Annotated in this window: 21 protein-coding genes and 2 pseudogenes; 5 read left to right on the top strand and 18 right to left on the bottom strand. The window is 58.0% G+C overall.

The features are described 5' to 3' along the window. Window positions 1-185 precede the first annotated feature (185 nt). Window positions 186-1,184 (top strand): annotated as a pseudogene (locus EOC94_RS31090) (tyrosine-type recombinase/integrase); the annotation flags it as partial. 123 nt (window positions 1,185-1,307) lie between these two features. Here the strand turns inward: EOC94_RS31090 and EOC94_RS35190 are convergent. From EOC94_RS35190 to EOC94_RS31100, 3 genes are all read right to left on the bottom strand, one after another. Continuing rightward, on the bottom strand, window positions 1,308-1,433 hold the full coding sequence (locus EOC94_RS35190) for a hypothetical protein (protein ID WP_281032982.1): 126 nt from the start codon (window positions 1,431-1,433) through the stop codon (window positions 1,308-1,310). A gap of 134 nt (window positions 1,434-1,567) precedes the next feature. Beyond that, window positions 1,568-1,906, bottom strand: coding sequence for a nucleotidyl transferase AbiEii/AbiGii toxin family protein (locus EOC94_RS31095; RefSeq protein WP_126063908.1), 339 nt, complete (start codon window positions 1,904-1,906; stop codon window positions 1,568-1,570). A 502-nt stretch (window positions 1,907-2,408) separates the two neighbouring features. Continuing rightward, window positions 2,409-2,639: a hypothetical protein gene (locus tag EOC94_RS31100; protein WP_127295339.1), complete on the bottom strand. Its 231-nt coding sequence runs from the start codon at window positions 2,637-2,639 to the stop codon at window positions 2,409-2,411. Window positions 2,640-3,347: 708 nt separating this feature from the next. Here EOC94_RS31100 and EOC94_RS31105 point away from each other — a divergent pair. Together EOC94_RS31105 and EOC94_RS31110 are read left to right on the top strand one after the other, a co-directional pair. After that, window positions 3,348-5,510, top strand: a complete 2,163-nt coding sequence (locus tag EOC94_RS31105) for a prolyl oligopeptidase family serine peptidase (RefSeq protein ID WP_127295341.1) — start codon at window positions 3,348-3,350, stop codon at window positions 5,508-5,510. Window positions 5,511-5,548: 38 nt separating this feature from the next. After that, window positions 5,549-6,247, top strand: coding sequence for an OmpW family protein (locus EOC94_RS31110; protein WP_127295343.1), 699 nt, complete (start codon window positions 5,549-5,551; stop codon window positions 6,245-6,247). Window positions 6,248-6,986: 739 nt separating this feature from the next. Here the strand turns inward: EOC94_RS31110 and EOC94_RS31115 are convergent. Continuing rightward, on the bottom strand, window positions 6,987-7,205 hold the full coding sequence (locus EOC94_RS31115) for a helix-turn-helix transcriptional regulator (protein WP_126105025.1): 219 nt from the start codon (window positions 7,203-7,205) through the stop codon (window positions 6,987-6,989). Window positions 7,206-7,314: 109 nt separating this feature from the next. Here EOC94_RS31115 and EOC94_RS31120 point away from each other — a divergent pair, with 109 nt between their 5' ends. Beyond that, on the top strand, window positions 7,315-7,581 hold the full coding sequence (locus EOC94_RS31120) for a DUF2285 domain-containing protein (RefSeq protein WP_063169299.1): 267 nt from the start codon (window positions 7,315-7,317) through the stop codon (window positions 7,579-7,581). A gap of 436 nt (window positions 7,582-8,017) precedes the next feature. Here the strand turns inward: EOC94_RS31120 and EOC94_RS31125 are convergent, their stop codons facing one another. Continuing rightward, the gene (locus EOC94_RS31125; RefSeq protein WP_095488152.1) at window positions 8,018-8,251 is read right to left on the bottom strand and encodes a helix-turn-helix transcriptional regulator; all 234 of its coding nucleotides are present in this window, start codon (window positions 8,249-8,251) and stop codon (window positions 8,018-8,020) included. A 116-nt stretch (window positions 8,252-8,367) separates the two neighbouring features. Here EOC94_RS31125 and EOC94_RS31130 point away from each other — a divergent pair, with 116 nt between their 5' ends. After that, the gene (locus EOC94_RS31130) at window positions 8,368-8,649 is read left to right on the top strand and encodes a DUF2285 domain-containing protein (RefSeq protein ID WP_126105024.1); all 282 of its coding nucleotides are present in this window, start codon (window positions 8,368-8,370) and stop codon (window positions 8,647-8,649) included. 534 nt (window positions 8,650-9,183) lie between these two features. Here the strand turns inward: EOC94_RS31130 and EOC94_RS31135 are convergent. The 13 genes and pseudogenes from EOC94_RS31135 to EOC94_RS31190 form a co-directional block, all read right to left on the bottom strand. Next, window positions 9,184-9,921 carry a LuxR family transcriptional regulator gene (locus EOC94_RS31135; protein WP_127295359.1) on the bottom strand — a complete coding sequence of 246 codons (738 nt, stop codon included), beginning with the start codon at window positions 9,919-9,921 and terminating at the stop codon, window positions 9,184-9,186. 834 nt (window positions 9,922-10,755) lie between these two features. Then, the gene (locus EOC94_RS31140; protein WP_063169303.1) at window positions 10,756-12,162 is read right to left on the bottom strand and encodes an aminotransferase; all 1,407 of its coding nucleotides are present in this window, start codon (window positions 12,160-12,162) and stop codon (window positions 10,756-10,758) included. A gap of 189 nt (window positions 12,163-12,351) precedes the next feature. Next, window positions 12,352-12,772 (bottom strand): annotated as a pseudogene (locus tag EOC94_RS34900) (transposase); the annotation flags it as partial. Between the two features lie 454 nt (window positions 12,773-13,226). After that, window positions 13,227-13,733, bottom strand: a complete 507-nt coding sequence (locus EOC94_RS31145; RefSeq protein WP_063169304.1) for a TIR domain-containing protein — start codon at window positions 13,731-13,733, stop codon at window positions 13,227-13,229. Between the two features lie 9 nt (window positions 13,734-13,742). Continuing rightward, entirely contained in the window at window positions 13,743-14,603 is an 861-nt protein-coding gene (locus EOC94_RS31150) for a DUF4231 domain-containing protein (protein ID WP_095488148.1), read from the bottom strand. Window positions 14,604-16,001: 1,398 nt separating this feature from the next. Continuing rightward, window positions 16,002-16,499: an Lrp/AsnC family transcriptional regulator gene (locus tag EOC94_RS31155; RefSeq protein WP_127204329.1), complete on the bottom strand. Its 498-nt coding sequence runs from the start codon at window positions 16,497-16,499 to the stop codon at window positions 16,002-16,004. Between the two features lie 500 nt (window positions 16,500-16,999). Next, on the bottom strand, window positions 17,000-18,544 hold the full coding sequence (locus tag EOC94_RS31160; protein WP_127295345.1) for a fumarate hydratase: 1,545 nt from the start codon (window positions 18,542-18,544) through the stop codon (window positions 17,000-17,002). A gap of 6 nt (window positions 18,545-18,550) precedes the next feature. Beyond that, on the bottom strand, window positions 18,551-19,984 hold the full coding sequence (locus EOC94_RS31165; RefSeq protein WP_127295347.1) for an NAD-dependent succinate-semialdehyde dehydrogenase: 1,434 nt from the start codon (window positions 19,982-19,984) through the stop codon (window positions 18,551-18,553). A 193-nt stretch (window positions 19,985-20,177) separates the two neighbouring features. Then, window positions 20,178-21,104 (bottom strand): LysR family transcriptional regulator, encoded by a 927-nt coding sequence (locus tag EOC94_RS31170; protein WP_127295349.1) that lies wholly within the window; start codon window positions 21,102-21,104, stop codon window positions 20,178-20,180. A 133-nt stretch (window positions 21,105-21,237) separates the two neighbouring features. Further along, window positions 21,238-22,149, bottom strand: a complete 912-nt coding sequence (locus tag EOC94_RS31175) for a CoA ester lyase (RefSeq protein ID WP_127295351.1) — start codon at window positions 22,147-22,149, stop codon at window positions 21,238-21,240. 136 nt (window positions 22,150-22,285) lie between these two features. Beyond that, on the bottom strand, window positions 22,286-23,437 hold the full coding sequence (locus tag EOC94_RS31180; protein WP_127295353.1) for a CaiB/BaiF CoA-transferase family protein: 1,152 nt from the start codon (window positions 23,435-23,437) through the stop codon (window positions 22,286-22,288). 18 nt (window positions 23,438-23,455) lie between these two features. After that, window positions 23,456-24,709: a methylaspartate ammonia-lyase gene (locus tag EOC94_RS31185; protein WP_127295361.1), complete on the bottom strand. Its 1,254-nt coding sequence runs from the start codon at window positions 24,707-24,709 to the stop codon at window positions 23,456-23,458. 72 nt (window positions 24,710-24,781) lie between these two features. Beyond that, window positions 24,782-25,777 carry a succinylglutamate desuccinylase/aspartoacylase family protein gene (locus EOC94_RS31190; RefSeq protein ID WP_127295355.1) on the bottom strand — a complete coding sequence of 332 codons (996 nt, stop codon included), beginning with the start codon at window positions 25,775-25,777 and terminating at the stop codon, window positions 24,782-24,784. Between the last annotated feature and the right edge of the window lie 544 nt (window positions 25,778-26,321).

Here is a 26,321-nt window from a genome sequence, read left to right on the forward strand (position 1 = left end):
GAGTGCATTTTCTTTTACCGTCGTTCTCGGCTCAGCGACGGTGATGTCTGTGTCCGCCGCGCGAACGGACGATGCCTGCTACAACAAGGCACAAAGCCTATGATGACGCAATGTTCAATCGACGACCTGAAGCCAGTCGATGGCGAGCTTGACAAGCTCTACAAGGAGATGGAGACCCGGCTCAAAGAGTCCCGGCGCATGTCCAGGAACTGGTCGAGACCGCGAGGGGCTACAACGCCACCTCGGAGAACACGCGCGACGCCTACCCCAAGGATTGGCGGCATTTTTCCTCCTGGTGCCGGCGCGCTGGCTTCGATCCCCTGCCTCCGGGCTCGAAGGTGATCAGGCTCAATATCAGCGCCTGTGCCTTGGGCACCGCCGCCGGCGATCCGAAGCGTGGCGCCCCTGCCCTTTCGGTTGCGACCATCGAGCGGCGGCTTTCCGGCCTCGCCTGGAACTTTACCCAGCGCGGCCGGCCGTTGGACCGCGCGGAGCGGCATATCTATACGGTTCTTGCCGGCATTCGCCGCGCAAGCACGCAAAAGCCACCGCGGCAGAAAGAGGCGGTCCTGGCGACGATCTGCTGGCGATGATCGCCACGCTCGGCCACGACCTCAGGGCCTGCGCGACCGCGCTATTTTGCTCCTGGGCTGTGGCGGCGGCCTGCGGCGCTCCGAGATCGTCGGTCTCGACGTCATGCGCGACGACAACAGCGATGGCGCCGGCTGGATCGAGATTTTTGACGGCAAGGGCTGCTGGTCACCCTGCGCGGCAAGACCGGCTGGCGCGAGGTCGAGGTCGGCCGCGGCTCCAGCGACCACACCTACCCCGTAGTCGCGCTCGAGAGCTGGATCCGCTTTGGCCGCATCGCACGTGGACCCCTGTTCCGCCGCATCTTCAAGGACAACAAGACCGTCGACGTCGAACGGCTCTCCGACAAGCACGTCGCCCGCCTGGTCAAGCAGGTGACGATCGCCGCCGGCGTCCCCTCCGATCTCCCGGAAGGGTAACGGGCGCTGCTGTTCTCGGGCCAGTCGCTGCGCGCCGGACTTGCCTCGTCGGCCGACGTCGAGGAGCGTTACATGCAGAAGCAGCTCGGCCATGCCTCGGCCGAGATGACCCGCAAATATCAGCGGAGGCGCGGCAGATTCCGGACCAACCTCACCAAGGCGTCCGGGCTCTGAGAAACCCCTCCCCTCCCTCGGCTGGTCGCTAGGTCGTGGGGGTCAGGTTCTTTGAGTGATGACAACACCTCGTCGAGCACAGCGAACGCTGCGTCCAGACTGTCGGCGGCCGACGCTTCGTAGTCAGGGCATGATCATCAGCTGTGCAATGGCGCGGCCGACGAATTCATTGTTGAGTTTTTCCATCCGCTGTCTGGTTCGAGCGACCTGTTCTGGGAGCGCACGCAGAGCGTTGACGACCTCGTCCAATTGCGACCGGGCTGCGGCGGCGATGTCGAAGATGTCGCGCGGGTTGGCTTCCGAAATCCCCGGTAATAGACCTTCTTGGCGATGATTTCCGGGATGGTCTCGAGCCGCACGGTCCTGCCTTCCACCACGCAGGTCTAGAACGGCTTCGTTGTTAGCGCTCCGGCCACGATGAAGTCGATTTCGCCAACGTCTTCGAAGGCGAATTTCTGGAACCGAAGCCCGTCCCCCAAATAGTCGGACGGCATCGTTTCAAAGTGCAGGTGGCTTTTGGATGGTCGATGACCGAGCAATTGAGGGTCGTCGAGGAAAATATCGATGTCGTGGCTTTCGCGATGGCCGATCTGGATCATCATAGCCGTTCCGCCGCCAAATGACCATTCAAAGTCGTAGCCCCGGCATTCCCGCGAAGCTGGCCGATCAGGTCGATATAATACGAAAAAGCCGCCGCCATTCGGACGGGCGTCGGCTATCATGTCCAGCCATTACGCGGCGAGCGGATAGCTTTCGCCGGACCAGGCAGAGAACTTGGCGGCAAAAGCCTTCATCTCGTCGACCGAATGTGGTGCGCGGTTGCGAACTCGACTTGCTGGGCCAGTCACGAGAACTGCAGGCACGACTGTGCCCCCTTGCCCGCCCCCACGGACGTCCAAACATGCAATTTGGCAAAGCACCGGCGCCGAAGCCACCCGACCTCGATGACGCCATTTCGTCGAAGCATGTGTCGTCGGCACTGTGCAGGGCAGAAGCAGGCTGTCGGTCCCGCGCAGCGACAGCAAGCGCGGCCTGAGCATGCGAAGGGAGTCGCTTTGATAGGAGTACCCGGCTGGGTTCCGTTCAGGACGTTCCCTGAAGACTTGGTGGCGTGGCGGTGGCTTCGACGCTGGTGGTGGGCAGGTTGTCGTAGCCCGGGTGCAATAAGCTTAGTCATCTAGGTCTCCTGGGGGAAATTTCCGCCATTGGGGGCCAAGTTTCACGCTATGCCAGCCCGTAGTTGTACAGGTGAAGCCGACTGGTCAGTGGACCGCAAAACGAAAGGCGCGCCGCTTCTCTTTGGTGATGCTCGCGCCGCGCTTTCTTCGCTGACGGTATGGAGATGAAGCGCGGCATGCCCCTGTAGCAGCCGATTTCACAACCAGACTTGCGCCCGCACTGCCCCTGTTGCTGCGGCATACCAATGCGTGGCGTCAGGAAGACTTCGTCGACCATTAGCCGTCTCGCTGAGATACTACCGAGCCCGAGCTCCCCTATCCTAGACCCTCGTATCGCATATCGGACGGCCCCACATCAGCCCAAGTTGCCATGGGGACCAGCCCCATGCGTTCGCCCGAATGCAGCTTCCTGGCTTGATCGACAGCAATCCAGGGGACGGTGCAGGCCAAGATTGCGGCAGGGCTTGGGCAACCATCAGGTCGCCCAAGGGGTGCCCCACCCTTCTCCTCAGAACTCAGCTGCTTCCAGCTGGCGGCTGAAACTCACAGGCGCAGCCAGCTTGGTCTCTAACCGCATCGATCGCATCATGGTGTCTGCCATGAATCCGTGTGCGTGAAGCGCTCCAGAGCGAAGATGTTGGGCGTCAACCAGGTTCACCAATGAGCTTCACTGCTCGAGTTCTGCACGGTGTCACCGCCTGGCGCCGGAGGTTGATCCGGTGATTAGGAGGAGCACTCGTTGTCGGATTCTCGACGATGTCGGACATGTGACACAACGCTTCCAGAGCGATCGCGTTGTTCCGAAACGATTTTCCCAGTTGGCACGACGGTTGCGGTCCCTATGCGCAAAAGCACTGCGATGCCGCACCGACTGGAAGAACTCATCAATGATCACGCTTTTCGAACATGTGGGCGCCGCTACCAGCACTGAGCGTTCCCGAGCCGACGGAAGCCTCTATCCCTTCTTTCTGAAGGCTGTCCGGACATGAACGCATTTGATGTCCGTCCAACGCTGGATGCTCCCGACGACGATCCCTATGTCTGGCTTGAAGATGTAGAGGGCGAGCGGGCACTTGCCTGGGCCGCCGGCCAATCGGCAAAGACCCTGAAGCACTTCGGTGGAGCGCAATTCGAGCGCGACCGCGCGGCTCTGACAGCCATTTTCGACAATCGCGACAATCTTCCCCTGATCGCGCGCCGTAGTCAGTACCTCTACAATTACTGGCGAGATGACGGTAATCCACGCGGACTGTGGCGCCGGACCACCCTTGCCGCCTACATGAAGGCGGATCCCCAATGGGAGCTACTGCTCGATCTGGATGCTCTCGCGGCTAGCGACGGAGAGGACTGGATCTGGGACGGCGCGTCCATCGAGCCGGAGAGACGGGAAAGAGCCGTTCTGCGCCTGTCGCGCGGCGGCAGCGACGCGGTCGTGCATCGCGAATTCGACCTGATCTCTCTGAGCTTTGTCGCCGACGGCTTCAACCTCCCCGAGGCCAAAGGCTACGTTAATTGGATGGACCCTGACACGCTTCTGCTTTCCAGTGCGCTTGGTAATGGCATGGCCACCCGCTCCGGCTATGCGCGCACCGTTCGACTGTGGAAGCGTGACGCGGATCCCCTCACCACGCCGGCAATCTTCGAGGCCGGGTTCGAAAGCTTCCAAGTGTCTGGTCATTCGGACCGCACCGGCCGCAGCGAGCGCCTTTGGTTCATCGAGCAGCCGGCCTTCTTCGAGAAGATCAGCTGGATCGGCGATAGGAGCGGGCCGAGGAGGCAGATCGATCTTCCTCGCGACGCGTCGTGGCGGGTCTTCGGCGACTGGCTGGCGGTAAGGCCGCGCAAGCCCTGGACGGTGGGAGGCACCACCCATCCCGCCGACGCGCTGATCGTCATCTCGCTTTCCTCTTTCCTCGCTGGCGGACGCCGTTTTGAGACCCTGTTTCAACCAGGGGAAAGGCGCTCCATGCAGTCATTCTTCTGGAATGACGGGAAGCTCATTATCTCTTACCTCGTCAATCTCGCACCGCGTTTCGAGATGTTCACTCCCGGCCACCAGGAATGGACGCGCCGAGTCCTGAACACCCTGCCCGCCGAAGGTACTGTCGACGTCTGGTCATTCGATGCGGCAGTTCACGAGACCAATGGAGAGGTCCTGATCTGTGCTCAGGATCCGATCACGCCGCCGCAGCTCTTGCTGTTCGATCTGAATGCCGCGCCGTCTCTCAGCGCTTCAGCAATCCTGAAGCGCAGCCCGGAGAATTTCGATGCATCCGGACTGGTGGTCACGCGCCACGAGGCAGTCTCTATCGATCATGAGCTGATCCCCTATACGCAGGTTGGTCCGGCGAACGGGAACGGAGATGCTCCGATTCACCTTTCCGCTTATGGCGGGTTCGGCGTATCACTCCTGCCCTACTACAACTCCCCGCTGGGCAAGCTGTGGCTCGAGCGCGGCGGCACGTGTGTCGAGGCGAACATCCGCGGCGGCGGCGAGTTCGGCACCCGCTGGCACGAAGCCGGGCGCAGGGAGGGCAAGCGTCTCGCCCATGACGATTTCGCCGCCGTTGCCGCCGACCTCGTGCGAAGGGGCATCACCCTGCCGAGGCGGATTGCCGCCGAGGGTGGCTCAAATGGCGGCCTGCTGATCGCAAACATGCTGACCCGCTATCCTGAGCATTTCGGGGCTCTGTTCTGCACAGCACCGCTTATCGACATGCGTCGCTACACCAAGCTCTTGGCGGGCGCGAGCTGGATCGACGAATATGGCGATCCCGACAAGGTTCACGATTGGGCTTTCCTGAAGGAAATCTCCGCCTATCACGCCGCAGCGCCGGGACAGCCCTATCCGCCTATCCTGATCGCCACCACGAAACGCGACGACCGCGTCCATCCGGGCCATGCGCGCAAGATGGCCGCAAAACTGCAGGCTCTTGGCTATCCCGCTTACTTCTACGAGGCCAGCGCAGGCGGGCACGGCTGCGGCGAGGACAATCGGGAGCAAGCCGCATTCATCAGTCTAGGCACCAATTTTCTCCGCAGCGCAATCGGCTTCAACGATCACCTTCCGGAGACGGCGGAACGCGTTGCAACGCAAGTGGGGCATTTGAGGTCCATCAACAATTCATTCGAGCAGGAGACGAAATAGTGCAGTGCATCCTTTCTGAACATCAAGGAGTGAATCTCATGGCGAGAACGCGAATGGGCGTAGCGCGGGCAACAGCAGCGGCGGTGGCCCTGATCATGGTGGGACAGCAGGCCGTCGCCGCGGAGCCTGCGCAAGCAGAGACCGTCCTGGCGGAGACGGGAGCCTCGGTCAGCGAAGCGCCAATCCCTTGGCAGGTCCGCCTGCGGGCGTTGGGCGTCGTTACGAAAGATCTGGGCTACGTTGATACGCTTCCCGGCTCCGGTCTTTCGTATTCGGACACGGTGACGCCGGAACTCGATATCTCGTATTTCTTCACCGACAACATCGCCGCCGAACTCATACTCGGTACCACTTATGCCAACATCGCGGGCCAAGGGACGATCGGAGGGTTGGGCAACATCGGCAAAGTTTGGCTGCTGCCGCCGACGCTCACGTTGCAGTACCATTTTACCGATCTCGGCGCGTTCAAGCCTTATGTCGGCGCCGGCGTGAACTACACGATCTTCTACAACCAGGACACTGGCAGCGCTGATGCTCTCAAGGTGAAGAACACGTTCGGCACGGCGCTGCAGGTCGGATTCGACTACATGGTGGACCAGCACTGGGGCCTCAACTTCCACGTGAAGAAGCTTTTCCTGAAGCCGGACTTCGACGTCACGGTGGCCGGCGCGAAGCTGACGGGGAAGGCGGAGCTCGATCCCTGGCTGATAGGCGCAGGTGTCACCTACCGCTTTTGAATATCAGAGTGAAGTCTGCTTCCCGACTGCCGGTTTAAATGAAGGGCGCCTCGCGCGCCCTTTTTTACGGTCGACACTGCAGGGCGAGACCTCATGAAGCCGATTGTCGAGAGGGCGGGGCTCTCTTCCGGCGGACCAAGAAGGTGAACTGGCCAGCTGGCCCCGCGCCTGAGATGGAGTGCTCAGAAGCGCTTTGAATCGGGACGGGCTTTGGTATTGTGGGTGGAATGCTTCAGCCAGACTATTTGCCAGCATCGTCTCCCGGACGTCATGTCTGAGCTTCGTGTCAGCGCAAGGCGAACACGCGGCTCCTAGATGCCGACACGATGGCTGGTTCAGCCATACTGCGACAGTTGCCTGTTTTTTCGGTTCCTTTGCTGTTCGCGCGCTAACCGCAACGCTCCATACTAGTCTCGCGTGCCTGTCCCCGTGGGGCGGGCAACAGAAAGCGATTAGGCCCGCTGAAAGAGGCGGACCGCATCCGAAGGACCGTAAACAAGAGAAGGACCTGAAGCGAGAGCGAAGGTTGCGGCAGGCCGCGGCGGGCCTAAAAGGGAATGCCGACCACCCCACGTCCCAGGAAAAGCTGACAAAAACGCAGCGTCCGACTGTCCAATAGGGTGCGCCCGCGCGAGGGCGAGCTAAATGGCAGGGGCTGCCGGGGGACCTAAGAAAAGCGTGGGTTCACAAGCACCCGGCGCGCGCCATCAGGCCGCCAGCTACTTGGAGGGCGGGTGCATCAGCCCTGTTTGTCGGGCCGAACCAGATCCATGTGGCTGACGCCGAGGGCCAATGCCAGTTCATAGATCGTGATAATTGTCGGATTTCTTCGGCCTTTCTCCAAGCCGCTGATGTACTGCTGACTGAACCCGGAAATCTCCGCAAGCTGCTCCTGCGTCAGGCGCTTCCTTTGCCTGATCCTCTGCACATTCCGTCCGACCAACTTGCGCATATCCATGCACGCAAGCCAGCGGATCAGGCGGCTTGAGTTTATCAACTATAATATGTAATCCACATTTAGCAGGCACAGGGCTTCGCGGGTCCATTGGCCGGAGATAGAATTAGCGATGTTGCAGCCCAGATCGAACACGCCGTTCGCCGACGAGGTCCCCTGGTCGGACCGCATTACAGCCTACGACAAGGACCACTTTACAACCTATATGAGGCTCCTGGACGCCTCGGCAGACAACGCCACTGAAGAGGAAATGGCCAAAGTGATCCTCGGCATTGATCCGGCACGCGAACCTGAGCGCGCACGCAACGTTCTTCGCAGTCATCTCGACCGTGCAAACTGGGTGGTGACGAGCGGCTACAAGGATTTGTTCGCCAGTTGACGAAATGGGCGGTGCGGTCGCTTCGCTTCAAGCAACGAAGTCGCGTAACACCATGCATCGACGTATCACCACAGCGCGGATGGCCCAGCGCTTCGCTGTCTCATCATTTTGTCCTCCGCTCGCCAATGGCTGCTTCCCAGGAATGGGTGCGTCGGCGAATCATGACAGGAACGGGTCCGCCGTCTGAGCCGCACCGCATCCGAAGGGCCGGATGGACAACCTACTGAAAGCTCACAGCTGGCTAAGGGTTGCGGGACGCCGCGGCGGGCCTAGAAGGATGCGGCGCCACCTGCTGGGAAAGGCACAAATAGAGCGAATTGCGAGAGTCTAACGACGCGCTAGGAGGCGCAGCGGAATGGTCGAGACGCCAGAGCCAAGAAAAGCGGGGCTCGACCCACCGGCACACGGCACGCGCGGTGATGGGCGCGGGCGCCCACTACGTGCGCAGGCTCAACAGAATCTCACACGGATCAGCACCGAGGGCCGCAGTTACGTCGAGAAACTCAATGATATCGAGACGCCGCTCGCCACCCTCATATTTCGCCACGAAAGATTGCGGACGACCAAGCTTCTCAGCCACCTGCGCCTGCGTCAGCCCTTTGACATTGCGCAGTGAGATCAACTGGGCCAGAAACCGCTGGTGGCGGGGAGATCGAAGAGATTTGGGCATTTAGGTGAACCGGTCAGGTAGAGACCGGCTCAGCGACTAATCCCCGTTTCGGATTATCCCATTTTGGGATATTCTGCCTTGGATCCAGCGATCAACATGCGAGGTTCGCGGCAGACATGAATCGATCAACGGGAACAGATAGGACTCAAAGCTCAACACTGCTCGACGAAGTCCCTTGGTCTGACCGTCTTACCGCCTACGACAGGGCGCACTTTACCATCTATATGAGGCTCCTGGACGCCTCAGCCGATGAGGCGCCCGAAGAGGAAATGGCCCAACTGATCCTCGGCATTGATCCGGCACTTGAACCGGAGCGCGCCAGGAAGGCGCTTCGTAGTCATCTCGACCGTGCGAACTGGATGGTGACGAGCGGCTACAAGGAATTGTTCGCCAGCTGACAAATTCGCAGTGCTCGGTCATAGAAGCAGGCAGTTCCTGTGCCATTGGTCAGGCTGATCGGGGCCTGCACCACAGACGCGCCGGCAAAATGGACCCGGTGGCGAGCACAATTCAGTTCCCAGGAAATCGGGTTTTGGCAATTGTCCGAGCGTCTGACGTGATAGAAGGTTCCGCTCTGTCTGGATGGGTATTAGCCCGGAGCAGCACTCCATATCGTACCGGCGCTCGACGAAGGGTCCACCTCTTCGCTTTCAAGCCGCATAACCGATAGCCATCGCCCTAAGTCAAGGGTTAGAGATTACCGGCAGGCAGGTATGCAAGCGGGCCATCCTCGGAAACTATATAACCGCACGACTAGCTCGTCAGCGACGAAACACCCGCTCGAGCACCCATAGACTATGATCACCGGCGCGGACTGGAAGAATACGGCTGCATCGCCCGAGCCGGCGGAACAGAAGATCTCGGCATCCAGTCAACGCTCGATACAAAGCGCGCGATCGAATGGCCCGAGCACAAGGGGATCAAAAAGCTTCTCAGAGAATTGAGGACCCTTCGGACCCCAAAAGGGCTATAGCCTGATTTTGGGTTCGCACGCCTAGCTTCTTCTTGGCATTGTCCAAATGAAAAGCGATCGTGCGTGGCTTGATACCCAAGATGCGGCCGGTCACCCAGGCTGAATTACCCCGCGCTGCCCACCTCAGGCACTCATATTCGCGGGATGTCAGCGAAATCCCATCCACTGTTCGATCGCTCGGCAATTTGCGGCGAACGCAACGATGAAAGCAGGCCGCCATCAGTTGAAGAGCTTGTTCGTACCGCTCAGCGACCCGAAGAAATACTGGACGAGGCTCATCGGCGGCAAAAGTAACCGCAGCGATGCGGCCGCGGAGATCGACAATTGGGATCGTCAAACCGCAGCAGATGCTGAATTGAGCCGCCTCATCGAATAGCTGCTGTTGAGCCGGCGACATTTTATCGCCTCCCAAATTCGATCCCCAGTGAAACGGGCGGCCGCCATTTCGAGCACGCAAGACCACAGGATCGAGTTTCTCATACTGATTTTCCAGATACTGTCTGGTCCAGCGGGTTGGATAGTTCGAAATTAACCTCGGTTTGCCGGAAGGCCGTGCTGGCAAGGAGAGGTAGGCAAAGAAGATTAGGTCAAGTCGTCCGGCCGCCTCAGCCATGGCATCCCGGAAATCTGCCTCATCGATACTCTGTGACAGTCTTTCAAGGAATGTCTCGAAAACAAGTGGCATGTCCCTCGTCATCGTCGCGCTCGATTCTTCCTCTTTCTGCACGCCTTCCGGCTGCGTCGTGTATGTCCGACAAACGCGATTGAATTCGCGGGCGTCGCTGGGCTGACCGGGCTCCAGAATGCTGCCATGCATTAAGTCATGACCGCCCCTGCACCGACCAAATCAGGAGAAATCATCCTGCGCTGACCAAAAGCCATCATTGACCCCAGCTTTTGCAGGAATTTGGGTCGGCATTAGCATAACAATTCGGATAGCCGCTCATCCCCCACCCGGGGCGCCGTGATCCGCAAAGAAGTGTTGCGATGCTTTCTTTTCTTTGATAGGCAAATCGTCTCAACAATATTAAAATGCCTTTCCTTGTGAACGGGGTGGTGTGTGAGTATCGTCCTTTTATATACCTGATGTGATAAAATACACCGCAATTATTATTCTGTTCTTTGTGATGTGAAGGAAGATAACCTTCGGCATTGCCGCACTTTGGAACCGGCGACCGTGGCCCGCTGCAATGATGTAAAGGGCACGTCTAAGCTCAATCTGCATCGGAACGTGCAGATGACCTTTACCAGACCCTCGATTCCGCACGGGCCATAATGATACTGATTACGTGGGTCAAAAAGGGCGCCCTGCCGGCGGGGAGGTACACCCGCAGGGCGCGCCGCACAGAGGTCCTGGTCGTTGGGCAACAGGACAGCGGCGGCAGAACTGATTCGGTTACAAATCGTGACTGAAATAGCCCGGAGCATGCTCAAGATCAGATATCTGGAATTCAACAGTTTTGGGTCTGCTCGGCGCAGTAGCGCGCAGGGACATGCCTGCCTCCGGACTCGCTCCTTCGCGATCGCAAAATCATACGGCACCCTCGGCCTTCAGCGCGCGATAGGTGGTATCGACCGACTTTACCGTCGCGTCGACAATGATGTCGATCTCTTTTCGGGTAATGATCAGGGGGGGTGCATAACCGAGGATGTCGCCATGCGGCATGGCCCGTCCGATGACACCATTCTCAAACAGAGCAGCTGCAGTGCGCACCCCGACCTGAAGGTCGGGTTCGAATGGTATCCTTTGTTTTGGGTCCCGCATCATCTCTACGGCCGACAGGATACCCACTCCGCGAACTTCACCAACGATGGGATGTCCCGCCAGCTCGGCCTTCATCCGGTCTTGCCAATACGGTCCAACATCGCGGACATGCTCCAAAATATTTTTTTCTTTAAGCAGTCGAATATTGGCGAGCGCGGCTGCGGCACAAAGCGTGTGCCCCGAATATGTCCAGCCGTGGCCGAGTGCGCCGTGCTTCTCAGTTCCTTGTTCCAAAACCGACCAGACACGGTCGCCAATGATTGACCCGGAGATGGGGAGGTAGGCGGAACTCAAACCCTTTGCGATGGTCACGAAATCCGGACGCATGTTATACAGGTGGGAACCGAACTTCTCGCCGGTTCGCGCGAAGCCGCAGACCACTTCATCCGCGATTAGAAGGATATCGTATTTGTCGAGCACCGCTTGAATGGACGTCCAGTACCCTTTGGGGGGCGGCACAATACCTCCTGTCCCAAGTACCGGCTCTCCGATAAAAGCTGCAACCGTTTCCGGTCCTTCGGCCAGGATCAAGGCTTCAAGCTCATCGGCACAGCGCCGGGAGAACGCTTCCTCGCTCTCCTCGACACGCGCCTGGCGGTAATAGTGCGGCGTGGTTGTATGGCGCACCAAATCCAGAGGCAGGTCGAAGAAATTGTGAAAGAAGGGAAGGCCAGTTAGGCTACCCGTGACCAATCCAGACCCGTGATAGCCGCGATTTCGCGAGATGATCTTTTTCTTTTCGGGCCGGCCAAGAATGTTATTATAGTACCAGACCAGCTTGATGTTGGTTTCGTTGGCATCGGAACCGGAGAGGCCGAAATAGACCCTTCGCATGTTCTGACCGAAATACTCGACCACGGCCTCTGCCAACAGGGCGACCGGCTCCGTACCTTGGCTGGCATAGACGTGTGCGAACGGCAATTCGTGTGCTTGCCTGGCAATGGCCTCGGCGATCTCCGTGCATCCATATCCCATGTTGACGCAGTAGAGTCCTCCGAAACCGTCGAGGCTCCTTCGGCCTTCGGTGTCCCAGATATAGACGCCTTCCGCACCGGCCATAATCCTATTTGGCGTTTCGCCTCGGCTGTGCTTGGCCAAATGCGTAGAAGGATGGAAGACGAAGCTTCTATCCTTCTCCCGGAGTTGCTCGGTTCCCAGATTGCTCAAGCGCATGTCCCTCTCCTCGCGATAAATTGGCGGAGGGCACTCGGCCAGCCACCTGTTAGCAAATAGCATACCGGAAACGTCCCTTGAGTTTCTCGGGAATGCAGGTTATTCGCCGTGGAATTCGCGGGATCGGCCCGAATTGCCGTGAAAACTAAGGCGTCACCTTCGCCTTAGCCGAGGGTCGGGGGCGCGTCCTGCAAACACGAACAGCTTACGACGCGCATGCGCCCAGCATAGTGCCCGATTAGCGGGCGATATTGACGGATGAATAGCGCTCGGGACGCTGTTCCCGCCGGCCGCGCGAGGCACGATAGAGCGCCGGCGGCCATGTTCCGCCGAACTGCCGGTCATCCCTTACATTCTGACGGTCCGGATCGGTCTTGCCCTTCCAAGGGTGGTAATGCAGGTGATCAGGGGCAAAGCACATTCGCCTCGATCAGCAGGCAGCGGGTTCCGTGCCGCGGCACAGGCTCCAACCTGGTTGGCCAGCGCTGAGAGGCTGAGGTCGTGCCCTCGCGCATATTGATCGCTTTGGCGGTGCGGCGGCTGGTGCTCGGCAGACTTCTCGAAGGAGCATAGCCAGAAGGTTCGGCCCGGCAAAGACGCGCGGCGAGAGCTCCTTGCCATCGACATCTTGATTCGCAGCCGACCAGCGCCGCCAAGTTCTATCGTCAGCGTGTTGCCTTTCTTGCGATCGCAAATTCGTGGTTGCTGCGCAGGGCGAGCCGAGCTGCGGCTCGCAGGAGGCGGCAGCATGCCTCCATCAATGCTGGCCGCTCGTGCAGTCTCGAAACGCTGGATCAAGCCTCAAACGTCGAACAGCCGCTCCTTTTCCTCGCGAAACCAGCGCCCTCGCGCGACGTGATCTTGTCTGACGATCCGACGCTTCGAGCGGGGCTCCTCTAATAGGTTGCACATGACCTGCAGCTTTCAGCCAAACTCAGCAAATCGGACGTCTCTTCTTATCATCGCTCGGCAAGCTCGGAACACGCTGGCGGACGTTGCTAAGGCTAGTCGCCGCCAGCGGATGGCGAGGATGTTTGGGCGGCTAAGTGCTTTTAGGTGGGCGATTATAAGCCGAGATCGCGATAGGTGCTTTCGCCATAGCTCCTGGCGCCATCGCCACGCTGAGCGTTTGAAAGCCGATGAAATTCGCTCGGCCAATTGGCTAGCGCGTGCTTGATGGCCTTCATCTTGAACGGCACGTGCACAACACATTTGTCCCTGATGATAGGCGGACAGCTCACATCTTGTTGCCGCGAGCCGTTAAGGTTTGCTGCGATTATCGGCAGACCTAGATCAAGAGCCAATTCCATTTCCCAGCGCACGAAGCGAAAAAGGTTTTTCGTCTTCTCACCGATCAGGACAAGTACCTGGCTCGATCCATTCATTCTGTTGCGAAGATTGCGTTTAACATAATCTTCGTCCTGTGCTCGGCTCGTCATATTGTCCAGATCGTGAGCGTTCGCGAATTCAAAACTCACATTCTCGCTGGCGTTCCACCCTTTCATAAAGCGGTATGCCCAAGCGTCTTCATCGCCGTCAAATATTACATAGGTCGGATCGCTGTATGCCATTGTTGTCTCTTAGTTGTTTTGACGAGCAACCCACTGGGTGTGCTCCCGTGAGAAAGCCAGTTCGGCTTCGTTCACCGCGGCGGAGAATGCCTCATCCGAGTTGGCGTCCGTAATAAGGTCGGCAGTCAAGCCGATCTCGTGAGCTGTCAACGTGTAAGCCGATGCCAATTCGTTAAATTTCTTGATCTGGGTCCACCCGATAAGGGAGGCGGCGATGACAATTAGCGGCTCGGTCGGCCAGCCTGGCATCGCGGGGTCAGCGATGCGTACTACGATGAACGAGAATCCCAGAGCGTATGCAAAAATACCAAGGCCCATCCAGACTTTCGCGGACCTCTTGTTCGAGCGCGCCTTCTTCTCGTACCACTTCCGTTGGTCGCAGATTCGTCTCTGCAGATATAGGTCTTTTCGTTCTTTTCGCGGGGAGTCCCTTATCGACATCATCTCGTCCGTTGTTTGGGGCGATGCTGAATCGGTGCCGCTCAACGCGCTACCAAGGTGACGATTGCTATCAAGGATATCTTCCATGAGCTTTCGAAAATCAGCTCTGGCGTCAGCCGCGCGCGCGTCATCGAACGGCTGTGCTCGCATCGCGAAGCGCCAAGTCAATGTCTTCACCGACTCTGCCAGAGCTCGAGCCTGATACCAGACCTGCTCGGGCTTTGTGACCGACCGGAAAATGAGGACTCCCATTGAGCAAAGAAATACCGCAGCATAGACACCGAAATAGGCTTTTGATGACGACAAGTCCAAAGAGAGCACCGACGCTAAAAAAAGAAGAACGTACTCTGCCCGGATCAGGCGGAGAAACGTCGCCTGCTGCTCGTTGGATGCCACGTCGGCGCTATTATAGAGTCCAGGATATTTCATTTTTGAAGCACACCAGTCTATTTTGTGGCGGTAAATTCTTTAAGCCAGGATTTGGCAAACGTGAGGTTAGCAGTCGAGCTTACAGAGCCTATTCTTGAGCGAGGCGCGGTCCCTCTGTTCATAAACAGGAATGCAGGTCCTGTCCCATCAATGTAAGGGTATAGGCCCAAAAATTCTTGCCCGGAGAATGTTTCCGAAGAATTTTTTGCCACGGGCAGAACCGCTACCGCGGTCCGAAACCCATCGAAAAAGCCAAGCTCCCAAGGCATCCATCTGGATCCTGGAGAATTGTTTGAATGCACATAGATAAGCGTCTTTGACTGCCTCATACGGGTCCGCAGCAACTCGGCGGTGGCCGAGGAGACCTTTGTGCGGTCCAGTTGTGAATCTTCGACCCAATCTACGTAAGCAGTGAACCCAAGCTCCTCGAAAATTCGCTTCACACCGAGAATGATCTCTGCGTCCTTGAAAGAATGTGACAGAAAAACGTCGAATGACGATCTGGCTGTAGCTGCGGCCGTCTCTTCCTTTAGAACGATCGATGCGGCTCTATGTCCTCGACTGGCATTCGCAACTCTTTTCAGCTCTGCCTCGGTCAGTAGCACTATTCAAATCCCCCCATGATCTGTTCGCAATCTATGAACTTGACGCCCATTCGATTAAGCGACCCTTGTCTTGTGAAAACTGGCACCATGCTCTCCAGCCGGTAGCGCAACCTCCACCTTCTCAAAGACCACGTCGGGTGGCAGGAGTGACCGGCCTTGTCACCCACCTACGCGACCCCGGCACAGCCATGCTCTTCGCTTAGAAGGCTGCGGAGACCAGCAATGTCAAACAGGACAGACGATCTCCTAATCTCGATCAGCAACGAACTTAGGACGTAAAAACGCGATGGAGCGATCTCCGAATGTCCGCAGGCGTCGGCCGGGTTGGTCGCCAAGGCCGAGCGGGCCAGCTTGCACTCCCGCTACCCGTCGGCTTGCCAAACCCTCGCTGTAGATTCGCCCCCTACACGGATGCGCTGACCGCGACTAAGCTCAATCGCCACTGATCGCCAATCCAGGGCGAAAGTTCCCCCCCTTGAAGTAGCGGTAGAGGCATTTTTCGGCACTTCGCATCTTAGATATGGACCTCCTCAACCCGGCACGATCCGGTTTGGCTTCTCGCCGTAACCGTGCTGGCCAAGTGCGTCCGATGGCTGCTTCGATCCGTCTCCTGGAATGATCGGTTCCAGATTGCTCAAGCGCATCGTCCTTCCTCGCCATCATAGCGCTCGGCCACGTTTTTCCAGCAATTACTATACCGCAAATGTCCCTTGAGTTTCGTCGGAATGGGCGCCTTTTGCCGACGAATCTACGGGATCCGTGCCAAACACCGTTGAAACTTAAACTTTCGGTTTCACCGTTGCCTCAGGGCGGACAAAGGTATCGGTGAATTGGACTTCACTGGTTTCGTGACGACAAGGCTATAGTATTGATCAATCCCCAAGCCTGCCTGCAGCAGTCCCTCCATGAAATCCTGATAGGCGGCCATAGAACGAGATGCGACCCGCATCAGATAATCCACGCGCCCCCCAATTGCCCAGCAGTCCAGGATTTCCGGAATCTCTTGGATTGCAGTTTCGAAGAGTCGTTGGTCCTCAAGACGATGACGATCCAGCACGACCTCCACCATCACAAAGATCATGCCGCCGATGAGGGCAGGACTCAGTCGCGCATAAAATCCCTCAATAATCCCTGCGGCCTTGAGTGCTCGGAGCCGCTCCGAACAGGCGGACGCCGAAAGATGAACTCGTTTTGCAAGCTCACTTTTTGAAATCCGACCGTCTGCCTGAATTTCGGAGAGAATCCGGACGTCCCAACTGTCGAGTTGCACGGGATCGGGTTTCGACTTCATAACCTATGCTCTCAAGCAGCGATCGAGATCGCGTTGTGTGCCGATCAATTCTATCATCAATTGAAACGACCGAATGTAGCAGTGGAAGGCATCCGTTCCAGGCCCGAGATGTGCCAGAATGGGGTACGAAAATCAGCTGAGGGAGGGCGATCAGCTGAAAAAAGCTGCAGAAGTAGTTTGGCTATCGCCCCGACGCCTAACGGGGCAATGATGCAGCTGGAGAGGATAGCCGGCCGCGGCGGAGACCTCCTGATAGAATAGATAACCCATTTACTGAACTCCGCTGCCGTACTTGATAGACGCCGCGACGGCATTCGAGCCTCGATCGCGTGTACGGCATATTCAATGCAGTATTCACTGGCACATTCAGCTATTGGAGTGAATTGAAGGCCTTGCTCGTCCGGCTCGCCGAGGCGCATGGCACCGCAAATGCCGCTCGTCTTACGGCTTGCCCGACAATTTGGCGCGGGAGTCTGGCCGAAATCGCCCAACGGAAAGACTCAAACGCCGATGTTGCGTGCGATGCTGTCTGCCGCCATACGCTTCCGCCATTCAAGAGGCCCGGAATTGTGAATGGAGTTTCCCTCAACATCGACAGCCATGATGACAGGCATGTCCTGCACCTCGAATTCATAGATGGCTTCCATGCCCAGGTCTTCAAAGGCAACGATCCGCGCCGCCTTGATCGATTTTGAAATCAGGTAAGCAGCGCCACCCACTGCAGCAAGGTATGGCGTTCTGTGTCTTACAATCGACGCGATGGCCGCCGGTCCCCTCTCCGCTTTGCCCACCATCGCGAAAAGGCCGGTTTCGGCGAGCACCTTGTTCGTAAAATCGTCCAAGCGGCTGGAGGTTGTTGGACCGGCAGGTCCAACGACCTCATTTCTCACTGCCCGGACGGGACCGACGTAGTAGATCACGCGTCCCCGCAGATCGACTGGAAGCGGCTTGCCGGCATCGATCAGTTCGACCATTCGTTTGTGGGCAGCGTCACGGCCCGTCAGCATCTTTCCAGACAGCAGGAGCGTTTCACCGCAGCGCCACGATGCCGTCTCTTCCTTCGTCAGCGTATCTAAATTGACCCGCCGGACGCCGGCTGGGTTCAATTCGTCGGCTCCGATGTCGGGCCATTCGCGCAAATCGGGCGGCTGGAGGCTGATGGGTCCAGAGCCGTCCAAAGTGAACTTCAGGTGCCGGTTGGCGGCGCATTGCGGGATGAGCGCCACAGGCTTGGACGCTGCATGAGTAGGATAGGTCGCAACCTTGATGTCAACGACTGTCGTCAGACCACCAAGGCCTTGGGCGCCGATACCAAGCGCGTTGATCCGCTCATAAAGCTCAATCCGCAGCCCCTCCTCTGCGCTTGACGCCCCCCTTTCGATCAGTTCCGCCATATCGATGGGCTCGTTCATGGCCTCCTTGGCCAGCAGCATCGCCTTTTCAGCGCTACCACCGATGCCGACAGAGATCAGTCCAGGTGGACACCACCCGCTGCCAAGAGTCGAAACGGTATTGACCACCCAGTCGGAAACGGACGCGCTGGGATTGAGGGTGGTAAAACGTGCCTTGTTCTCCGACCCGCCGCCTTTTGCGGCGATGGTGATCTCAATCTGGTTACCTTGCACCAGGTCGACATGGACAACTGCCGGCGTGTTGTCTCGGGTGTTGACCCGTCTAGCGAGGGGATCCGCAACGATCGATGCCCGAAGGGGATTGTCCGGATCGAGATAGGCTTGACGTACGCCCTCATTCACAAGATCAGCGAAACTGGCCGTTGACTTAATGCGGGCATCCATGCCGACCTTTGCGAAGACAACCACAAGTCCGGTGTCCTGACAAATCGGGCGCCGCCCAAAGGCCGCCATGCGGGAGTTCAGCAGAATCTGACCTATGGCATTCTTCGCAGACGGGCTCTGTTCTCGCGTGTATGCGTGAGAAAGAGACCGGATATAATCTGGAGGATGATAGTACGAGATGTACTGAAGGGCGTCGGCGACGCTCCTTGTGATGTCGCTACCGGCTATGGTCCGTGTTCTGTTTCCCACCGGATTTTATCCAAATGAACCGAGGCCATTGACCATTTTCAGAATCTGGAAGCTTCGCACCCCCTGCTCGCCGCCTTCATATCCATAGCCACTTTGCTTGACGCCTCCATAAGGGGCATCCGCGGAAACCCCTTTCAGGTAATTCACACTAACAGCGCCCGCAGAAAGACCGCTGACAAGCTTCTGTTGCGTATCGGCCGCGCCAGTAAACAAGTAGGCGGCCAGACCGTACTCCGTGGCGTTGGCTTCATCGATCGCCTCTTCGATCGTATCGAAAGGCGCCACAGTGAGGATCGGTCCGAACGGCTCTTCATGAAGCACTGTCGCTTCCTTCGGTACGCCCGTCAGGATGGTTGGCGGCCAGTAAAATCCCGGTCGGTCAAGGGGGATGCCACCGATCTCGATGCGGGCGCCGCCTTCTACCGCATCCTTGGTCAGGCGCTGCATGGCCTCTATTCGCCGCGCGTTTGCCATTGGCCCCATTTGCGTTGCAGGGTCATCCGGTGGTCCGATCCTGATTTTTAGTACCGCCTCCGTAATCCGGAACAGGAATTCCTCATAGCGGGATCGGGCGACAAGAATCCTGCTGGGCGCATTACAACTCTGGCCCGCGCACTCGAATTTGTATTCCGAAATAGCCGGTATCGCCTTTGCCAGATCCGCATCTTCGCACACAATAACCGGGGAATGTCCACCGAGCTCAAGGATGCAGCGCTGCAGATTATTCGCGGCCAGCGTGGCCAGCTGTTTTCCAACAGCGGTCGACCCCGTGAACGTCAAGACTTTCACAATTGGCGAACTGAGCAGATGCCGCGATATATGCACAGGAACACCGAACACCAGGTTGACCACGCCTTCCGGTATCCCTGCTTGACGCAAAGATTCCACGATATGGACAGCCACGCTTGGCGTCTCCTCGGCCCCTTTGAGGATCACCGGGCAGCCTGCCGCCAGCGCGGGGGCGAGCTTGCGGGCGATGAGAACGGCTGGATAGTTCCACGGCGTAAAGGCAGCGACGACACCGACGGCCTCCGGGACGATCATCCTGTTCGGACCCAACGGAATCGGGGTCGACAACTCATCGGCATGCCGGCCATTCCATTCCAGCGTTTCGACTGCGCGCGCGTATTCTCCTGTCGCTTCGGCAATCGTCTTTCCCTGTTCGCACGACAGGTCCCTGGCTGCGACTCCAGCTTTCTCTGCCAGAATGCTGGCGGCAGAGACGAGGATCTCGCCACGCTCTTTGGCGGGTCGTGAGGACCACGCCTTGCGGCTGCGTTCTGCCGAAGCAAGAGCTTCATCCAAGTCTGAAACCGTAGCCGAGGCCACTGAGGCAAATACCTTCTCCGTCGCCGGGTTGATCACCGGCAAAGTGGCTCGGCTACCACCGGCTCGCCATTTGCCATTAATGAAGAGCTCGTAGCTCTTGGCGTCGGACATCGCGGGCTCCACTTGACTGAATTCTTGCATACGAGCGCAGTTTCGATATCGAAACTGCTGAACTTGCTTGAGCCAGTTTCATCGCGATGGTCGCGGCGGGTCAAATATCGAATATTGCCGAAATCCATCTGGAATCCAGATCGGGCTGGTCCTAATGGCCGAAAGATCATGCCCAGCTTTACAGGTTAGTTTGTCAGGTCGCCTCAGGCGCCACCGCCGCCCAGTCCCGGATTTCAATCAATTTTCTGGCGACCTTCGGAATGAGCTTGCGGACCGCAGAAACGGCCGCAGAACGCTCATCTTTGGGATTTACAGCGAGCACCACGGACCGAGTAATCACCGGATCGACGATCTTGACAGTCCGGACCAGCCCTTGGGAGGCTTCTTTCTGAACCGCAGACGGGGCGAGAATAGAATGCGCTTTTCCCTCTACGACCATGTTGATGATCGTTGAGAGGGAGTCCACTTCAAACCTGACGTCCAGCGCGCAACCGTGTTGTGCGACGACATCAGCCACCGAACGCCTGACATTGTTGTTGCGCATGGGAACCGCCAGGGGGAATGCATGCAGGTCGGCCAGAGATATCGCATCTTCAAACGGTGGCTCGCCGGACGGAACCACCAGACAAAGGTCTTCGCGCGCTAGCACCGTCATTCGCCCCACACTGTCTGCTGTGCGGTACAGAACCGCCAGATTGAAGCGTCCAGCGGCCATCCATTCCTCTAGCGGTCCCGTCATACCCTCGACCATCTTGAGGGACACCTTGGGCAGTTCGTGTCTTACCGTCTCAAGCAGCGGGCCGCTCAGGACGCGAGCAGCTCCAGACGGAATGCCAATAGTCACCTCCCCGGCAGGGGAAGCGGCTGTGTTGGTCAATTCCACCTCGGTAAGTCGAATTTCTTTGAGAATTGCCCGCGCCCGCTCGAGCAGTTTGGCTCCTGACGCCGTCACGCTCACGCCGGTCCTGTCGCGTATCAGCAGCTGAGTGCCGAAGCCTTCCTCCAATTGGCGTACATGCAGACTCAGCGCACTCTGGGCGACATTCAGAAAGCCAGCGGCCTTCGTGAAACTGCCTGCTTCGACCACGCCAACGAAGTATCTTAACTGCCTGATTTCCACGGGTACTCTTCCGAGGGCGGACTGCAATTGACGTAATCTATCTTGAAACATGATGGCGCGACAGCAATAATTGTGCCGAGCTGCTGACGCTTGCTGTCGTCGTCCCAGTCTTGTTGATCAACCCGCTGAGGACTCAAACGGTCAACTCGGCGCCCGGATCCGTCGCGATGATTTCTCGGGCCCTTCGAATAACCGGTGGATCGACCATCTTTCCGTCCAATGCGAACGCGCCTCTGCCTTGCGCCGTCGCATCTTTTTCCGCCGCGAGGACACGACGGGCCCACTCGAGTTCCTGTGGGCTTGGTGAGAAAGCCTCATTGAATATGGCAACCTGATTTGGATGGATCGCCAAAGCTCCGGTAAAGCCAAGCCGCCGCGCATGGGCCGCGGCCTCACGAAGTCTATCATTGTCTGAGAACTCGCTGATACTTCCTATGAAACCAAGCGGTAGCAAGCCAGCGGCGCGAGCCGCAAACAGAACGGAAAGATTCGGTGTCAAAAGAAGGTCGAATTCCGGGGCGCCGCCAACAGCGGCACTGAAGTCTTCAGGGCCAAGGGCCATTGCGACCATCCTGGGATGTGACGAGGCAATGGCTGAGAGACTTTGCAATGCGCCAGGAGTCTCTATTTGGGCAACGAATCGAATGCGTCCCTGGGCAAGATTTCTTTCTCGTTCAAGTTCCGAAACAGCATTCGCAATCTCTGATACCCACTCTGCCGAAGCCGTCTTCGGAAGAACAAGTGCATCAACACCCGCAATCACGGCTGCATCGAGATCTGCCGCCAAGGCGCGCAAACCACGATTCACGCGAACTAAAACATATGCGCCCTTGCGGCCCACCTTTGTCACGGACGCAGAAAGCTGCCTTCGTGACTCATCTTTTTGATCCTGGGGAACGGAGTCCTCTAGGTCGAGTATGACGCCATCTGCCCCGCGGTCATGAGCCGTCTCCACAAAGCGCGGAACATGAGCGGGCACGAAGAGCAGAGATCTCCAGCGGGGAACAGAGATCGGGCTTTCAACGGCCGGAACGGTGTTCTTCATAAAGTCGCCTCTGGGGTATATTCTGGCGCGGGCGATGTCAGTGAGATTGCTGGGCGGCCGTGGCACTGGGAGGGACCAGGAGCTGGCACGTACTCTGTAAATCGCGATCGCGCCCCCTTCCCGACAACAGGCGTGCTCATGCTGACGCCGCGCTTGCGCCCACGCCTGCTCGAACCTCCTCGCGGACAGCCTCCGTATGAGCACCAAGAGCCGGCACTGGGCGCAATGAGGGTGGCTCAGAGTTGAAGATCGCCGCCGGGGCTATCGCCTCTACGGTTCCTTCAGGGGTGCTAATCGCGACCCTGCGGACGTGTGGATGCGTTGAAATATCCGCCACTTCGTTCAGTCGCCCATATGCCAAACCGGCCGCCTCAAGCTCCTGCATTGCTTCGTGGCAGGATAGTTCGGAAAAACGCCGTTCAATGATCTCATCAAGTTGCGCACTGTGACCGAGGCGCTCCATATTGTCCGCGAAACCAAGTGCGCGTGTGAGCTCGGGTCGCTTCAGAAATTTGACACAGAAATTCACCCATTCTCGGTCATTCTGGACGGAGAAGATGACGTCTTTGCCATCGGAGCAGCGATAGGCGCCATACGGCGCCAGTGAGGGGTGCTTCACGCCCGCGCGTACCGTCTGGTAGCTGCTGTAGTTGTGTTGCAGAACCGGTACATTCATCCAGTCAGCGACGGCATCGAAAAGGGACACTTGAATGCTAGCGCCCTCGCCGGTGACCTCGCGGTGATACAGCGCCTGAAGAACGGCACTATGTGCTGTCATACCTGCCGAGATGTCGCAAACCGAAACCCCTACCCGGGCGGGTCCCTGTTGAGTACCGGTGATCGCACACAGACCAGTTTCGGCCTGGACGATGAGATCGTAAGCCTTTAGGTGGGAAAATGGCCCCCCCTGCCCAAACCCCGAAATGTCGCATGTGATCAACCGCGGAAAGCGACGGCGGAGATCGGCAGACCCGAAACCCAGTTTCTCGATGCTGCCCGGCTTCAAGTTCTGGATAAAGACGTCGGCAGCGGCGATTAGCGAATCCAGCACGGTACAGTCCGCCTCCGACCTCAAGTCCAGGCAGACTGATTCCTTACCCCGGTTGAGCCACACGAAATAAGCGCTTTGCCCCCGCACCAACTTATCGTAATTCCGCGCGAAGTCTCCCTCAGGCCTCTCAACCTTGATCACCCGGGCGCCAGCATCCGCAAGGCGAGACGATGCATATGGTGCAGCAACGGCCTGCTCCACAGCAACGACGGTGATCCCCTCAAGGCAGTTCTGCATGGCTACACACCGCGCTAGTCATCCAACATTTTCGTTTTGAGCCCGACGACTATTCAGCATCGCCAGCAACCGGTTCTGTTCATTCCCAACGATCGAGAATGCCTCGTCGACGCCCATTCCAGGCTTTGCAAGCATCATGTCGGCCTGAGTCGCCACCGATATGTGGACCGATGTCTGGGCAGAGAGATCAGTCTCGGTGCAGCTACCCCCGACATACGCCCCCACCCCGTTCTCTTTGCACAGGAGCACGGCACGTGCCGTGTCAGCCAATGAGCCAACATCGGGGGTCTTGATTTGAATGAGATGCGCGGCCCTCGCTTCGGCAAAGAGGCGAATATCCTCAAGCGTGTTGCATCTCTCATCCACGACAATGCGGGCACTGGAACCCCGGCTGTACAAAATCGATACGATCCCAGCGTAGTTCTCAACTTGCGCTTGCGTCGAACCAAAATCTGCCGGGGACTCAATGTTGAGCACGAAATCCGGGACGGTATCTGCAACCCTGCAGATGAAGTCGGCGACGCTTTGCAGCTCCAAGCCGATTTCCTGGCCGATCCAGCCATACACATCAAAATGCAGCACCGGATGATAACCCGGGCGGCCGATTTGCCGCGTACGCGTTGCAACCCACGTCACGAACTCCATGAAGGTCTGGCCGCCGACGCCGAATTTCTGCCGCGAGTTAATTAGGCCGTGGGGAAGCACATCCACGGCTTTTAGAATCATCTTGTCCACGTTGACTTCGCGAGCATCGCCGCTCTGGCAGTAGATCGGCACCCTGCGCGTCGGCAGCGGCAGATCAAATTCACTGCACACGATCTCCGCCATCGTCGTACGGTGAAGATGGGCTGCCGCTCGAAGCAGCGCCTGGCTGACGCCGTACTCAATAGGGAGTGGTAGCCGCTTATCTTCATGGGACTCGAAAGCCTTCGAGCAGGCCTCAAGATAGCAAGACGCATCGACGCCCAGAAGCCGCGGCGCCACGACCCGTGACGTCAAATCCGAAATTTGAGCGGTTTTAAATAAAGGATCGCGTCCGCCAGCACCAGAGTACTGAACGCCCATCATGTCGCCCCAAACAACGGTCTGGTCGGTAAGGACAAGCCCGACACTTAGCGAAGATGCCGGAACACGAATGGATTTGAAGTCGGGAGTGACGGTTTCGCCCACATAGACAAAACCGTTTTGGATTGCGCCGGACCTAATGGCAGCTTGATCGTCATAGAAGAATGCGCCTGTGCCCGGCGCGAGGAGGACGTCTTTGATCTGCAATTCAGTCATTCGATTCATTCCGGGGGAATTAAATTTGCAGCTGCGGGCGCTGGCTGGTCTGCACTCAATTTTTTAGATCTTCAGCGGCCGCGCAACGAACGCTACCCCTTCATTGCGGTCGACATGCGCGCCGGATCGTATGGCTAAGACGATGGATGGCTCCCGCGCCCGGATGTCAATGGACTCCGCAGAAAGCGAATCCATTGGATGCAAGACACCTATGAGATCTCCGTGCTTCACTTCATCCAACACTGAGCAGCGAGGTTCGAAGATGCCCGCTGCAGGCGATTTGAGCCCGTCAGACACGTGCGTCTCAAGTGTCTGACTCGACCTCTTTCGACGGAAAGACACATTCTCGACTTTTCCTTCCACGAGTCCAAGCGCAATGAGCGCGTTGCGGACTCCAGCTTCATAGACCGCCAGAGCCTCTGCGCTGACCGTACCACAGCCCAATTCAGCGCAAACGAATATCTTGCCTTGGCTATGTGCCCAAGTATCGAACATTCCAGTCGTGTCGTCGTGTTCCCAGAGCAATGTCACGGGTAACTTGAATGCCTCTGCCATTTGTAGCGTCTTGGCCATGAGATCGGCATCAGCAATAGGATGGGTGATGACTGCAGGTGGAAATTCCCATGTTGGTCCGAAGCTGTGCAGATCAAATACAGTGTCGGCCATTGGCAACAATACGCGCGAAACAGCATCCGCAATTCGTTCGGTTACCGAGCCGTCGGCGCGGCCCGGAAACACGCGATTGAGATTCAAGCCGTCGAGCGGAGTATTGCGGCTCCATGCCTCCACTGCCAATGGATTGAGCACCGGTAGGATAATGACCCTTCCGCAGGTTTGCGCGTCTGGCAGCCACTCGATAAGCCGTCGCGCAACAAGTGGTCCCTCCAGTTCGTTGCCATGATTTCCGCCGGTGACAAGAAGGCGTGGTCCCTCTCCTTTGTTGAGACTGAAGACCGGGAGCGAAAGCTCTCCGCGGTCGCCCCCCCCTGGGACAACAAGATGCCCCCGGCTGACGCCAGGCGTATCGAGATCAAACGTAAGATGCGGTGCTTCGGTCATGGTTCGCCTATTGCAGGTATTCAAGCGACCTAGCGCCGAGTTTACGGCAGCTGTTGCGCGTTGGCATTCTCTTATGGAGTATGGGCCACGCGGCGTTCAACGCGCCAATATAATGTCCCGGCCGGTGCTATCGCGTTTTTAGATGGCCGCCGCCCGGCTCGGTAGAAATACCCGCGGCTGCATGTTCGACACAGGAATCGTGATGAATAGGTGGCCCCGCGCCTACACGAGGACCCCAGCGTCCTTTGGCGCCTCACCTGCCGCATGACAGACCCTCGGGCGCGAACTCGCTGGCCAGTTCCTCGGGCGAGGTTTCCTCAAGCCGACGATTCCCTCCACGGCGCACGAAGTGAGCGCCTCCAACCGCCATAGGGCTGCTCGCGAGCTGCTTCCAGTATCCGGCGAAGGCTAGTCGCCTAGAACGTAAGCGCACGGGACGCCGGCATCGAGCGCCGCCTCGACCATGCGCGCGCCATCTTCGGCTTGGTCGCAAACTCGACCGTCTCCGGGATCGACGCCTTGGCACATCGCGCCCGATCTTTTG

The sequence above is a fragment of the Mesorhizobium sp. M6A.T.Ce.TU.016.01.1.1 genome (assembly GCF_003997065.1).
GTDB classification, from domain to species: domain Bacteria; phylum Pseudomonadota; class Alphaproteobacteria; order Rhizobiales; family Rhizobiaceae; genus Mesorhizobium; species Mesorhizobium mediterraneum.

What these genes read in the sequence shown, in the direction of transcription:
- EOC94_RS31095 (WP_126063908.1), bottom strand. Translation starts at nt 1,906, where the DNA reads ATGATAGCCGACGCCCGTCCGAATGGCGGCGGCTTTTTCGTATTATAT.
- EOC94_RS31100 (WP_127295339.1), bottom strand. Translation starts at nt 2,639, where the DNA reads ATGGTCGACGAAGTCTTCCTGACGCCACGCATTGGTATGCCGCAGCAA.
- EOC94_RS31105 (WP_127295341.1), top strand. Translation starts at nt 3,348, where the DNA reads ATGAACGCATTTGATGTCCGTCCAACGCTGGATGCTCCCGACGACGAT.
- EOC94_RS31110 (WP_127295343.1), top strand. Translation starts at nt 5,549, where the DNA reads ATGGCGAGAACGCGAATGGGCGTAGCGCGGGCAACAGCAGCGGCGGTG.
- EOC94_RS31115 (WP_126105025.1), bottom strand. Translation starts at nt 7,205, where the DNA reads ATGGATATGCGCAAGTTGGTCGGACGGAATGTGCAGAGGATCAGGCAA.
- EOC94_RS31120 (WP_063169299.1), top strand. Translation starts at nt 7,315, where the DNA reads ATGTTGCAGCCCAGATCGAACACGCCGTTCGCCGACGAGGTCCCCTGG.
- EOC94_RS31125 (WP_095488152.1), bottom strand. Translation starts at nt 8,251, where the DNA reads ATGCCCAAATCTCTTCGATCTCCCCGCCACCAGCGGTTTCTGGCCCAG.
- EOC94_RS31130 (WP_126105024.1), top strand. Translation starts at nt 8,368, where the DNA reads ATGAATCGATCAACGGGAACAGATAGGACTCAAAGCTCAACACTGCTC.
- EOC94_RS31135 (WP_127295359.1), bottom strand. Translation starts at nt 9,921, where the DNA reads ATGACGAGGGACATGCCACTTGTTTTCGAGACATTCCTTGAAAGACTG.
- EOC94_RS31140 (WP_063169303.1), bottom strand. Translation starts at nt 12,162, where the DNA reads ATGCGCTTGAGCAATCTGGGAACCGAGCAACTCCGGGAGAAGGATAGA.
- EOC94_RS31145 (WP_063169304.1), bottom strand. Translation starts at nt 13,733, where the DNA reads ATGGCATACAGCGATCCGACCTATGTAATATTTGACGGCGATGAAGAC.
- EOC94_RS31150 (WP_095488148.1), bottom strand. Translation starts at nt 14,603, where the DNA reads ATGAAATATCCTGGACTCTATAATAGCGCCGACGTGGCATCCAACGAG.
- EOC94_RS31155 (WP_127204329.1), bottom strand. Translation starts at nt 16,499, where the DNA reads ATGAAGTCGAAACCCGATCCCGTGCAACTCGACAGTTGGGACGTCCGG.
- EOC94_RS31165 (WP_127295347.1), bottom strand. Translation starts at nt 19,984, where the DNA reads ATGTCCGACGCCAAGAGCTACGAGCTCTTCATTAATGGCAAATGGCGA.
- EOC94_RS31175 (WP_127295351.1), bottom strand. Translation starts at nt 22,149, where the DNA reads ATGAAGAACACCGTTCCGGCCGTTGAAAGCCCGATCTCTGTTCCCCGC.
- EOC94_RS31180 (WP_127295353.1), bottom strand. Translation starts at nt 23,437, where the DNA reads ATGCAGAACTGCCTTGAGGGGATCACCGTCGTTGCTGTGGAGCAGGCC.
- EOC94_RS31190 (WP_127295355.1), bottom strand. Translation starts at nt 25,777, where the DNA reads ATGACCGAAGCACCGCATCTTACGTTTGATCTCGATACGCCTGGCGTC.